This is a genomic window from Rhizobium sp. AC27/96 (assembly GCF_001692325.1).
Taxonomy (GTDB): Bacteria; Pseudomonadota; Alphaproteobacteria; order Rhizobiales; family Rhizobiaceae; genus Rhizobium.
Genome location: NZ_LXKN01000026.1, coordinates 18,281 through 30,493, shown reverse-complemented (window position 1 = coordinate 30,493; position 12,213 = coordinate 18,281). Strand labels below are relative to the sequence as shown.

Below are 12,213 nucleotides of genomic sequence, written 5' to 3'. Positions count from 1 at the left end.
AGATCCCTCAAGCACCGATGGTTTCAAGACCCTTGATGATCTGGGCGAACCAATCGGTATCGGGATCTTTGGATAGAGCCTCGATCAGCGGATCGTTGTTAAAGCCACCCTGCGCAATCTGGCGTATCGGCGGATCCACCAAATTCACTTCGTCATCCATCGGAGCCAATGGAAATGCTTGCGCTATCTTCCCGTAATCGCCGGCTCCCCATTCCTGCTTCGTAATTTTCTGGACTGCCTGATCACGTTGATTGAAGCAGACGCCGATGTAATCAGCGACCAGCTGAAGCTGGTTATCCGCTACTTGGATGTACATCGCCGCATAGCCCTTGATGCGGCCCATATTCACACCCCAGCGCTGCAAATAGGCGACCGCATTGATCACCTCGTCATCGTCTTCGACGACTCCGCTGACGACATCATCATGCGTGACGAAGCTGATCTGCCGCCCACATTCCTCGGTGAATTCCTTCTGGCATTGGGCAAAAACAGCGTCGTTGTCGTCCCAGGTGTTATCGGCACCTTCGAAGCCTCCGCCCGGCAAGGCAAACTTTGCCGCGCCTTTCAAAGGTTGACCATTGGGAACGATCGCGCCTCCTTTGCCGGAGAAGAAATATCCCTTGGCCCGCTTCTGGAAGCCGATAAACCGGGTGGCGTTCTGCGGGGTACGGGAAAACACGATGGTGTAGACGAAATAGCTATTGGGCATTGCACAATCCTTTCTATCCTTTTCAACAGCGGATCGGATCAGGCCGGTTCCGCACGATATGAGACGAAGGTGAGAGGCGTAGCCCGCGGTCCGGGCGCTCCTCCACGAAGCTGAACTGTCAGGGCCTGCAGCCCGCTCAGAGCAAAAGCGGTTCCGCAGGCATCAGTGATCCGGCCGCGCAATGCGGCGCGGCAATCGATCTGGAATTTCAGGCGATCCGGCATGAACACGGCCCATGCCCCAACGCGATCGAGCGGCAATTCCGCGATCGGCCGATTGTCCCGGCAGATGCAAAGCGACAAATCGGGACGCGGCGTGCTTTGACTCAAGAGAAGCCCCGATTTCAATCCATATCCGTGCGGACCCTCTATCCGGGTTCCGGTGTCGCAATTGTCTCGGCCAGGCTGGAGCGGGCATTCATTCCCGTAGCTGTCGCGGATCAGGAATGCCGGCTCCCAGCTGACATGGAGGGGATGATGCCAGCCGTAACGGCACCGTTCGATCGCCGCCCACAGAACCGGCATGGTGCCCGGTAGCATCCCGGAGACATCCCAGAAGATACCCACGCGGCTGACATGCGGATTGAGAGAGACATTCTCGTACGTCAACCAGGTTTGCATGGCGGCTACGACGACGGTTCGCTTTGCGAAACGTCGGTGAATTTCGTGTTCTCCGGAATATCCAGCACGAAAATATAACCGATATCCGAAAGCTGGCTTGCCGTGTTCACATGGAACCGCACCCGCATCATCTTGCCCGACGTTTGGACATCGATCTTCACGTTGCCCCTCACCTCGAACTTCTCGGCATCGCCGGCGTCGGCGGGTAAGGGAATTTCGGTCCACTCGGTGTTGGAAAAGAGATAGGGATTGATGGTCGAGCTGACGCCCGTGTTCAGATCGGTCACCGTCAGCTTGAAGCTGTCTGCGCCAAGGCTTATCGCGCCGGTCTTGGTATTCTTGGTGGCCGGATAGGTCGCCTCGATGGAGACCCTGTCCCTGCCTGTCCCGGCAACGCCGCCCGAGGTCCAGCTCTTGACGATCGTAGCCTGCGCGGTGGAACTCTGGGCATTGCTGCCAGCCGCAACTCCTGCATTGACACTCACCGCACCGTCAGTGCCCTGCACCGAGGCAGAGGGTGTTTGAGGCGTGCTGCTCTCTTGAGCCGTCGAGGTCAAAGCGGATTTTGCACCGGTGAGCCTCAAGCTGGTTTCCGTTTTCATGGCTATACTGTCCTCCGTTCATGAAAGGGAAAACGGGATACCCGCTGATTACTCGTGTGGTATCCCGGATTGATCATCATCTCGGAGAGATGATGGCGTCCTACTGGTTGATGTTTTCCAGATGGAACTGGAAGGGAGTCGAATTCGGGCCGGGGCCGCCGCCGGTCATGACGACATCGGCGCTGGTGATCCCGAAAAGGTTGATCTCGGTGTTGACCTGGCTGATGATCGCGGAATTGATCACCTGACCTTCGGCGACCTGGCTGACGACGCCGATGTAGATGCGCGGCTGGAACTGGAACACGGCCTTCTGCCCGGGCGCCATGTTGGTCTTCGTCGCCAGCAGCTTGCCGTCCTTGAAGATGCAGGCGCTGATCGCGCCTTGCGTCAGCTGGTTGCGCACTTCGACTTCGTTCGGGGAAGTGGCATTTACTTTCGACAGCGCCAGCACATCGCCGGATGTGTCCAGCGTCATGTCGAAGCCCTGGCCGTCATAGGCAGTCAACTGAGGGGTGTAGTTGCCCCAGCTATCCTTGGCCGAAACCTGAAATTGCAGAGGGAAGTTGAAGGGATGGCGGTCGAGCCGACCGCAATTCTTGATCACTTTCCACGCAACGGCGATTTCGCCGAATGACTCGGCAACGTTCTGCTGGAAAATAAGAACGCTGGAATTGTTCGTATCGCCGGAGCGATTGATGAAGTTCAGGCTGATGTTCTCGGTTGCCATTGTCGATTTGTCCTCTCGTGGTTCAATAAAGCGGTGGCCCTCGCCAACAATTCGATACTAGCCAGCAACATCACGGCCTGCCTTTGAGGCCGTGTCTAAATTCTTTGCGCCTGACATTTTTTGCGGAACTCCAGCGGCCCCTGGTTGTAGTGCCTGCGAAATGCGGTCGAAAAATTGTTAGGGTCGCCATAGCCGACCGTCAACGCAATATTGAGCACACTTTCGGAACTATCGCGCAAGAGTTGTGCCGCGATCTCACAGCGACGCTGACGCAACCACGTTATCGGCCCGACGCCGAAGACCTGATTGAATGCCCTGTTCAACGTGTTGCGATTGGTCCCGAGTGTCGCGGCCAGTTCGTCGACCGTAACCGTAGCGGCGATGTTGGTTTCGAGCACCTCGCATGCCGCCCGCACCATCGGATCGCTACCGAGCCCGGCTGAGAAGGTAACGTCATGGATTGATGTCGGAGCCCCAGAGAGGCGCCGTTGAATTTCCGGAGAGCAGAAGGGATAGGTGATATAGTCGGCAAAGCCATATTCAAACAGACGATCGATATCCGGCAAACCGCGCCCCACGATGGCAATTGCAGGAAAAACGGGTGCGGTGTAACCGGACATATCGAGCGGCAGGCTTTCACCAATATAGACGAAGCTTATCGCAGCGGACTGGCATGTATCCTCTGTGTCGCAGGCGATACGGTCCGCATCCTCCATCCTTTCGAGAATTGCCCTCAATTCCCGCGCCTTGGCTTCTGGCAAGCCCAGAAACCGAAAACGACGCGGAAGGCTCAACTCGACAAGAGTATCGGCGCTCTCCTGCAGCCAGGGCATGCCAAGGCTGGGCGGAGCCGGGCTGATGTCGCGTGTAACGTGCTCAAACATGCTGAAATCCAATGAAGCTTGGATGCCATGGCGGCATCGATTGACTTCATCAGAAGATCTCGATCGGCTATTTTACTCTGTGTGTCGTCTCACATAGACGGCTCAGAACACGCCTTTGCCGAGATTTTTTATTAAAAATGAACAACCCTGAATATCAAGTCGAAAGTAGATCACGGAAAAATCGAGCGCGCTTGCGGGTATGGAACCGCCCCAACTCGACAATAGTTTAGCCGGCGTCAAATCATTGTGGAAACTGTCACCTGATTCGCTGGGACATTGTTCTGCGCGATCGTGTCAGCAAGCATCGCCTGTCGGATACCGTTCAATTCATCCTGGGGCGCGAGGTGTGAAATCGCGCTTCTCGCGCGCATCTCCCACAATACAGCCGACTGCTTGCCCGCCGTCTGCGCCGCCAGATGATAGAAGTGCAGCGCCTTGTCCACGCGCCCGGCCCGCTCGTGCACGAAGCCCGCCAGCCTCTGCCGCTCCGCTCGCCATACGCCTTCCGATGTGCCGGGCGAGCCAGTCAACGCTTCCGCGATGCATTCCAGCGCGCGCCGGTCGTCGCCATTCATGGCATAGGCAGCTGCCAATTTTGCCGACCAATAGGGGATGCCGATACCGACGCCCATGAGTTTCTGGAGCGCGAGCGCCTGTTCGATCTTTGACTGGCAGGAGGAATCGCCGGTGGCTTCGAATTCGGCAATTGCCTGCCACATCCTGCCGGTCGCCGACCAGAATGCGGCACCCTGCCTGTCGGCAAGCGCGATGCCTCTTTCCATCCGAGCCAATGCCAGCTCGAAATCACCCAGATAACTCAACGCAACGCCTCCCCAAATGTCGATGAAAGGCAGCATGAGGGGAATGTCGAGCACGGCCTGATGTGCATCGGCCTCGACGACCAACTCGCGTGCGAGCGAGAACTGGCCGGTAATGGCTGCGGAGTGAGGCGAAAACGCATGCGCGGTCGCCAGCAGATCCATTCCGTATTTGGCGGCCAGAGGCGCATGAAGCTCAACTTCATAATGTGTCTTGATCTTGTCCAGGGTCGCAAGCTGCGCGTGAAACTGCCCCGAATAAAATTGAATGCCGTTTCTGGTACCCAGCACGGACAGCGTATGCTCCGCAAGCCTCTCCCTTTGCGGCAGACGGCGAAGCACGGCCTCCATTCTCGATACGGTCATTGCCGCATCCCGCGTGTGACCGATCAGAACCTGGTAGGTGAAGATGCCCCAGAAAATGGACAGGCTGTCGCCATCGACCTGATTGATTCTCTCAAGGTGCGACAGGCTTTTCACATAGGTCTCAAACACTTCCTGGCCGGTAAAGCCGCGCGTCTGCATGAGGTTTGCGGCGAGATCGACAAGCATGTTCGCCTGCTGATGCTCGACATCGATGCGGTTTTGGGCCGCGAGCGCAAGCAGATCCAGCGCATGCCGCAACTGGCTTTCGCCTTCGGCAAAGGCGCCAAGAGCAGTCGTGTACCTGCCGATCCTGTGCCTGTATTGCGCCGCGAGAGAGTGCTCTCCGGCCGCCTCGTGATGATAGGCGATTTCCGCCATCACCTTGTCGCCGACATGGGGATTGCTTTGCGTGTGAACCCAGGCAACCCGCTTGTGGAGACCCTCCCGCCGCTTGCGCAGCAAGGTGCTGTAGGCCGCATCCCGGATCAGGTCATGTCGAAAACTCAAGGCGGAGCCACTATCGCGCTGGAAGATCTCTGCCTTGCAGAGACGTTCGATATCCGAAGTCAAACTCTGGCGGGAAAAGCCGGAGACCTGCGCAAGCACCTCCTCGTCAAAATAGCGGCCGACCACCGAGGCGCATTGTGCGACACGTCGTGCCGGCCCCGTGCTGTCTATCCACGCGACCAATGCCCCGACGAGCGTTTCTGGAACAGTCTCCCGGCCAGATATGCGTCCTTCGTTGAGTTCGCGAAGGAGATGCTCGAGGAAAAGAGGGACACCTTCTGACTTGCCGACGATTTCCTCCGCCAAGGCGGATGTAACCCCCTCCCCGCAGCAGTTGACAACAGCCTCGTGGCATTCGGCCGCGCCCAGCTCTCCAATAGCCAGCACTGTACTCTGGAGCTCACCGATATTGTCTGTGAACTCCGGCCGACCGCTGGCCAGCCACTGGACAGGGCAGTCCTCCAGGTCGGTCAACAATCTGGCGACCAACTGAAGCGTGCTGTGATCCAGCCATTGCAGATCTTCGATGATGATCTGTATCGGACCAGCCTGTGCAATCCTGCGAAACGAGGCCGAGAGCGCATCGAAGGTTCCCTGGCGAATGGCCCCGGGCGTCTCTCTCAGATGTAGCCCGACGGCCGTTTCGGGCTGGCAAAGCGCGCGCAGATAATCGGCATCGTCAGTTCCGAGAGAAACCCGGTCATCAAGCTTGAGCCATTCGACGACAGGATAGAGTGCCGTCTTGCTTTGTCGCTCCGCCGCCTGCAGCACGATGCTTTTCTGCTCGGCCGGATAGCGCAGGCAATGTTCCCGCAATATGCGGCTCTTGCCGATGCCCGGCCGGCCCGAAAGAATATGGAGCGGGCTGGCTCGGCCGCTTTGCCGGACCATCTCCCATGCCAGCGCCAGTTTCGATAGCTCCGTGTCGCGCCCAAAGAACGGGAAGCCGTCTCCTCCCATTCGTTTTGCATCGTCCAGATCGAGGCACCAGACGGGTTCAGGCTCGGAAAAGCCCTTGAGGGACATATTGCCGACGAAACGAACCTCCGTCTCGCGCCGCAGGAGCCGACGCGTCAGATCAGAAATATGGATCGATCCGGGTTCGGCGGATGCCTGCAAGCGCGCGGCAAGAACGCCGCTCGCTCCGGTAATCTTGGAATTCGTGCCATCGAACTCGGCGACGACAAGCCCTGTCGCCACCCCTACCCGAACGGAAAGCCTGTAATCCGCGCCCTGTATCTCGCCGGCTTTGCCGATGATGCGCCTAGCCGCCTGCACAGCGCGGTCGGCCGCATCCTGGTAGGCGACGGGCACCCCGAAATGAGCCACTATTCCATCGGCGAGGTATTCCGCGACGATACCGCCCGACGCCTCGATCTCCGTTTTTGCCAGAATGTAGTAGCTCTGAAGCAGATCCCGCAGATCCTCCGGGTCGAAACGCAGGGCAAGACCTGTGTAATCGACAATATCCGCAAAGAGGATGGTGACCTGGCGACGCTCTCGCAGATCATCATCCATCGTTAGATGCGGTATCTCCTCCGGCGACAACATGGGTCTCATTCTCTCATGTTTGCTGCCAATTGAAGTCAAAATTTTTCTGGGCGGCAGCAACGGCTTTCACGCGAGATGAGTCGAAAGGATTGCTGAGCGTCCAGTCGGTCCAGCATCGGAAAGCGCCGGGTAGGCCATTCTCCTCGGACTGAGCCCTGAACGCAGGCGATATGAATCGCCCCGCCGGCAAGCCGATGCCATTCGTTGCAAAGACATCGAGTTCGGTCACAACAGGGACGGCGAATGCCGACCCCACAGAGAAATCGAATGCCATTGCCTGCCAGGTTCCCTTGCCCCGGGGGGTCAGGATCGGCGTATCCAGAAGCGCACGGACGAGTCCGATATTGCCGAGATCGACGAGCCGGGAAATCGGCGCATAGTCGAAATACCGCATGGACCAGACCGGCACGTTTTCCTCGGTCGCCGTGCTGTAGGTGGAGTTTTCAAGCGTGTTCTTTGCCAGGCGCTTGGCAAGGCCATAGAATAGCTGGCCGGAATAGGTCGCCAGGCTGTTATCGAGAAACAATGCCGGCAGGAAGCTGAAGACCGTGCCATCGCCGCCGGCGATCTCCACGCAATTGATGGCAACGATGTTCTCCAGATAGGTCTTGAACCCGAAGATCTGCGGCAGGAAACTTGCCCGCACATTCGTCTGCTGATTGAACAGGAATGTGACCGGATGGGTGTTTGCAGGCGTTACGGATTGCCGCGACAGCACCAGACCTTGCGGCAGCATCTGTTTTACCTGTTCCACCGGCAGAGCGTGGAAACTGAAAACGCCTTCCATCGAGCCGCGCAGGAAGGCTGGCGTCAGCGGCCAATTCGCATGCGGCGCCGTGATCGAGGACAGCAGAGCCGGCGTCGGCAATGCGTCCAGTACCAGGTCATATTCCCCGTAGATCGGCTCGGTCGAGCCCGTGAATACCCTGGCGGCGGCGAGGCCGGAGATCGTTGCTGCCTCGACGCAGCCGGCATTGATGCCGCAACGCGTCCAGTCGCCCGTTATCACGAGATTGGTGAATCCCGATTCATCCGGCGCCAACCGGTAGTTTACGGAACCGGGCACCGAGAGAACATATCGCTCCGAACCATAGAAATTCTGGCGGAAATACTGATTGGCGAAGCGCTCGCTCTCGGATTGGCCGTTGAGGGAAACAAGCAGGCTTCTGTCGAACTTGCCTTCGGCATTCCGGGTATCCGGCCAGATCGCCGTCAGATAGTCATCCGCCCATTTCGCCGCCTGATCCTGCATTGACGGCGCAGGCACGTCGGCATCCCTCGACGGCGAACAAAAATAGGCGATGGCCTGCGGAGCCGGATCGGGCCAGGTCTCGCGGACCAGCAGGTGGCTCATATCCGCCCAGGTATCGAGCGGCTCGGCAAAGCCGGTCAGGACCGTCTGCAACGTATTGGGATCAAACGGGCTGTATTGATTGTGCTCCTTGACAAGGCCCGGCCAGCCAGTCTCGGTCGTAGGCTTGTTGAGCCAGAACTGCACGGCGCAGGTTGCGACGGTCTGGACATTCTGAAGCATCTGCTTCCAGCAGGGAGATGCAGCGGCGAGCTCAGCGGTCATGGGTGGAAGCGAGGCGAGCGACGCACCGAGGATGACATCATCGAAATCGACGCCCTGACGGAGGCTTTTCGGGATGCCGGCGGGCACAGCCGTTTTCTCCGATTCGAAATCTATCCCGCTTTCGCGCAATTTTTCGCCATCGACCAGCTGCGCCCAATCGGGTTCCGAAGGCCAGCAGGGCAGGCCGGCGACATCGAAAAGCGGCTCATAGGTGCCGGAGACAAACTGCGCCTGTTCGACAAGATCGATCCGGGCGACGGCCTCCCTGGATGTCGAGAGGGCAAGATTGGTGATGGCATTGAAGAAGCTGAACTTGACGCCGCGCTGCTTGAGGACTTGATAGTACGGCGCGAATATCGTGTCGCCCATGCCGGCCTGCATCTTGAAAAACAGGGCCTGCTTATAGGTAAAGGCCAGACGCAACAGCCCGCGCATCGCGGTGCCCGCGCCGACGCCGCGATCCGTGCATATGCCGCCCGGATATCCGAAAACATAGTCGTAGCAGCTGCGAAACACCGACGACGCCACGGCCTGCTCCGATGCATCGTGCTTCAAAAGCCAGGCCGAGCATTCCATGCCGTCGATGGAATCGAAACCGCGCATGAAGACCTGATCGGCCACCATGCCCATGGCAAAGGCCACGCCAAGATCCAGCATGAAATAAACCCGGCGAGCCGTATCGTCATTGATCCACTCCCCTGGCTTGATACCCTGGAGCCAGATCCGGATGCCTTCCAGAATCTCTTTCAGCTCGTTGCCATTCTGCGCGGTATGCAAGCGCGCATCCGCCGGCATCCCCCTGGCATAGGCCACGAGTTGATGAACCGGAGACCGGTAGCCGCCGACACCTGTTCCCTGCGACGGCAATGGTAAGGCATCCCCGACCTTTTCGATCTGACCCGCCAGGAATTCAGCCACCATTTTGAAATAATCAAAAGGTTGCGGCAGCACCCCTCCGGAGCCGGGAACCAGATTGTTGCCGGGGAACTCGATGTACCACGGCCGCCACATCTGCCTGGGGTCTCCTACCCCCTCCTCGCTGAGAATGAATGTATTGAGCGGCTTTAGCGCCTTCTCCACGGTGCCAAGCGGATCTTCCGGAGACCTCAGCTTCAGGGCGACAAGCTCATCGTAGCAGGAGCGGATAAGGCGGAAGGCGTTGTCGTAGAACCCCGCCCAGATATGCAGACCGTGTTCTTCTATGCGATTGCCTATTTCGCGATTGCGACCGCTTGCGCATTTGCCACCGAGCCGCCATCCGCGCTGATAGACCGTGATGTCATATTTCGCCTGCCATCCCGGCTCCTCGGTCAAGGCGTAGGCGGCGGTCATGGAGGCCACGCCGCCTCCGATGATTGCGATCTTCCTTCTCTCCTGCGACGCCATGAATGTAAGCTCCCCCTTAAACGCTCCAGCGCGATTTGAACAATTGTGGCTGCATCCCCTCTCAGAATGAAGACATCTGCGAACGAAGAGCTAGCTGCGATTATATTGAGTGCGCCATGATCGAATTCTCCATTCGCTCACCGGCGTCAGAATGGTCTCAGGCAATTTCTCGATAGCTCGGAGCAACGGCTCTGCGCAGAACCGATGACAGCGCTTGTTTATAAAAGGAGTGCCCGGCCGCCGCGGCACCTTCTCTCCCGATCTGCAATAAAATTCAATTTCAAATGGTATGCGTCTTGGCAATGCATGCGGCAGGCTTGGCGCTTGTATGCGAATATCGCCGAAAACCCGGCCGCACCAGCGAATAACTGGTGCAGGCATTAGGCTATATGCTGCGCCAGATTGCTAGAAAAATCAGCGCTCAATTTATGTTGAAGTGGATAAATTTTGGTGGCGCGGGAGCGACGGGGCAATGCCTGCGCACGCCCTTATCGGCAGCAGATATCCGTGGGTACTCGAGCCTCGGGTGCGCACCTCTCCACCAGAAGAGTTAAAAATACAATCCTGGGGAGTGGCGGGAGCGCCATTTGCAGATTTTCGCGTTACGCCTGAGGGGAATGAAGGAATGACCTTGGTTTTTGGGGCACTATTCCAAGGATTTTGATAGGATCGGCCAGATCGTTCAAGCCCTGTTTAGCGTGGGCGCACCTCGATGCCGGCGATGATGATATCGACCATGCGCTTTGCGGCGTCTTTCCAATCCGGACCATTGTTGCTGGCAAGACCACCCACCGCGCGCAGGAGATCAAGTGGCGGAATATCAAGCTTGATCTCGCCGCTTTCGACAGCACGTTTGGTCAGCATTTCCATGGAGTTGCCGATCAAGGGGCCGGAGGCTGCATAAAGCGTCGATGTGCCGCCAACAAGGGAATTCAGGGCCGGATACATGCCTTGCTTTGTATCGATATATTCGACGAATACCACCATCCACTGCCGGAGAGCTTCTTTCGGCGGGAAGCGCCCGGCAAGCTCTGTCGCGGCCTTGGCGAGCTGTTCGGTCTCGTTGCGGTAGACATCACCGATCAGGGCATCCCGGGTCGGGAAATGGCGATAAAGCGTACCGATACCAACCCCCGCGACACGCGCGATTTCTTCCAGGCTGGCGTCTGCACCCTTTTCGGCAAAGGCAGCCTTGGCCACTTCCATCAGCCGGATGCGATTGCGCTCTGCATCGGCGCGCGGTTTGCGGACAGCACCGCGCTCGCTTTTTATCGTCACGTCTGCGAACTACCCCTTGATAAACGGAGGGTGCCTCCGTATCTATTGCGGAGGCACCCTCCTCTTAATCCATTCGAGGGCAGCGGGCAATGGCTCGCTGCCATGGCGTGCCTATGTGTCCACGGTTGAAGGAGATTTTCATGACCGGACCTTTTGGAGCGACCTCCACCACTGATGAGGTGCTTGCCGGCGTAGACCTCAGCGGCAAGCGCGTGCTGGTTACCGGCGCTTCGGCCGGCCTCGGTGTCGAAACGGCAAGAGCCCTCGCCGCCCGCGGAGCACAGGTTGTCGGTGCAGCCCGCGATCTTGCCAAAGCAGAAAGGGCAACAGCGGCAGTTCGCGCCGATGCCAGAAACGGCGGGGGTTTAGAGCTTATCGAACTCGACCTTGCCTCCCTTGCCAGCGTTCGCAAGACAAGCCATGCGCTCGTGGCCGATGGACGGACCTTTGACATCGTCATCGCCAATGCTGGTGTGATGGCAACTCCCCTCGGCCATACCGCCGATGGCTTCGAGACCCAGTTCGGCACCAATCATCTGGGCCACTTTGTCTTCGTCAACCGGATTGCTTCGTTGATTTCTCCTGGCGGTCGGCTCGTCAATGTCTCCTCCTCCGGCCATCGCTTCGCCGATGTCGATCTCGAAGACCCGAATTTCGAGCACACGGACTACGAACCCTGGCTGGCCTACGGACGCTCGAAAACAGCCAATATCCTCTTTGCCGTTGAATTCGATCGGCGCCATAAATCACGGGGCGTCCGGGCGACCGCTCTGCATCCGGGCGGCATTCAGACCGAACTCGGCCGGCATCTTCCGGAAGGCGCACTCGAGCAATTGCTGACAAGGATCAACACCGAGCTCGCCGCGGAAGGAAAACCACCCTTCCAGTTCAAGACGATACCGCAGGGTGCCGCAACCTCGGTCTGGGCCGGCGCAGTCGCGGCAGCCGACGAGGTCGGCGGCAAATATTGCGAGAATTGCCATGTCTCGGTGGTGACGGAAGGATTGATCAATCCTATCAGCGAGGGTGTGCGTTCCTACGCGCTCGATCCCGAGCATGCCAAGGCGCTCTGGGCCAAGAGCGAGGAAATGGTCGGCGAGGTTTTCGCCCACTAGGCGGCAAGCTGAGTGACAGGTGTGCCCAGGCAGCCGGTATCATCTCGCCGGCATGCCAAGGTGGCACATCTGTC

At 58.3% G+C, this 12,213-nt stretch carries 9 protein-coding genes; 1 reads left to right on the top strand and 8 read right to left on the bottom strand.

Annotation, left to right across the window (positions count from 1 at the left end; translation table 11 throughout):
• Positions 1 to 7: 7 nt before the first annotated feature.
• The 8 genes from A6U86_RS20780 to A6U86_RS20745 form a co-directional block, all read right to left on the bottom strand.
• Positions 8 to 709 carry a hypothetical protein gene (locus A6U86_RS20780; protein ID WP_068394869.1) on the bottom strand — a complete coding sequence of 234 codons (702 nt, stop codon included), beginning with the start codon at positions 707 to 709 and terminating at the stop codon, positions 8 to 10.
• Between the two features lie 38 nt (positions 710 to 747).
• Complete coding sequence (locus A6U86_RS20775; RefSeq protein WP_068394868.1) at positions 748 to 1,329, bottom strand: hypothetical protein; 582 nt, start codon at positions 1,327 to 1,329, stop codon at positions 748 to 750.
• A gap of 5 nt (positions 1,330 to 1,334) precedes the next feature.
• Positions 1,335 to 1,931 (bottom strand): hypothetical protein, encoded by a 597-nt coding sequence (locus A6U86_RS20770; RefSeq protein ID WP_068394867.1) that lies wholly within the window; start codon positions 1,929 to 1,931, stop codon positions 1,335 to 1,337.
• Between the two features lie 100 nt (positions 1,932 to 2,031).
• Positions 2,032 to 2,658, bottom strand: a complete 627-nt coding sequence (locus A6U86_RS20765; RefSeq protein ID WP_068394866.1) for a hypothetical protein — start codon at positions 2,656 to 2,658, stop codon at positions 2,032 to 2,034.
• A gap of 95 nt (positions 2,659 to 2,753) precedes the next feature.
• Positions 2,754 to 3,542: an AraC family transcriptional regulator gene (locus tag A6U86_RS35900; protein ID WP_068394865.1), complete on the bottom strand. Its 789-nt coding sequence runs from the start codon at positions 3,540 to 3,542 to the stop codon at positions 2,754 to 2,756.
• 236 nt (positions 3,543 to 3,778) lie between these two features.
• Positions 3,779 to 6,751 (bottom strand): AAA family ATPase, encoded by a 2,973-nt coding sequence (locus A6U86_RS20755; protein ID WP_158008770.1) that lies wholly within the window; start codon positions 6,749 to 6,751, stop codon positions 3,779 to 3,781.
• A 46-nt stretch (positions 6,752 to 6,797) separates the two neighbouring features.
• On the bottom strand, positions 6,798 to 9,746 hold the full coding sequence (locus A6U86_RS20750) for an NAD(P)-binding protein (RefSeq protein ID WP_068394863.1): 2,949 nt from the start codon (positions 9,744 to 9,746) through the stop codon (positions 6,798 to 6,800).
• Positions 9,747 to 10,439: 693 nt separating this feature from the next.
• Positions 10,440 to 11,024: a TetR/AcrR family transcriptional regulator gene (locus tag A6U86_RS20745; RefSeq protein WP_068394862.1), complete on the bottom strand. Its 585-nt coding sequence runs from the start codon at positions 11,022 to 11,024 to the stop codon at positions 10,440 to 10,442.
• A 140-nt stretch (positions 11,025 to 11,164) separates the two neighbouring features.
• Between A6U86_RS20745 and A6U86_RS20740 the strand changes: the two genes are divergently transcribed.
• Positions 11,165 to 12,139: an SDR family NAD(P)-dependent oxidoreductase gene (locus tag A6U86_RS20740; protein ID WP_068394895.1), complete on the top strand. Its 975-nt coding sequence runs from the start codon at positions 11,165 to 11,167 to the stop codon at positions 12,137 to 12,139.
• Positions 12,140 to 12,213 lie beyond the last annotated feature (74 nt).

What these genes read in the sequence shown, in the direction of transcription:
- A6U86_RS20770 (WP_068394867.1), bottom strand. Translation starts at nt 1,931, where the DNA reads ATGAAAACGGAAACCAGCTTGAGGCTCACCGGTGCAAAATCCGCTTTG.
- A6U86_RS20765 (WP_068394866.1), bottom strand. Translation starts at nt 2,658, where the DNA reads ATGGCAACCGAGAACATCAGCCTGAACTTCATCAATCGCTCCGGCGAT.
- A6U86_RS35900 (WP_068394865.1), bottom strand. Translation starts at nt 3,542, where the DNA reads ATGTTTGAGCACGTTACACGCGACATCAGCCCGGCTCCGCCCAGCCTT.
- A6U86_RS20740 (WP_068394895.1), top strand. Translation starts at nt 11,165, where the DNA reads ATGACCGGACCTTTTGGAGCGACCTCCACCACTGATGAGGTGCTTGCC.
- A6U86_RS20780 (WP_068394869.1), bottom strand. Translation starts at nt 709, where the DNA reads ATGCCCAATAGCTATTTCGTCTACACCATCGTGTTTTCCCGTACCCCG.
- A6U86_RS20750 (WP_068394863.1), bottom strand. Translation starts at nt 9,746, where the DNA reads ATGGCGTCGCAGGAGAGAAGGAAGATCGCAATCATCGGAGGCGGCGTG.
- A6U86_RS20755 (WP_158008770.1), bottom strand. Translation starts at nt 6,751, where the DNA reads ATGGATGATGATCTGCGAGAGCGTCGCCAGGTCACCATCCTCTTTGCG.
- A6U86_RS20775 (WP_068394868.1), bottom strand. Translation starts at nt 1,329, where the DNA reads ATGCAAACCTGGTTGACGTACGAGAATGTCTCTCTCAATCCGCATGTC.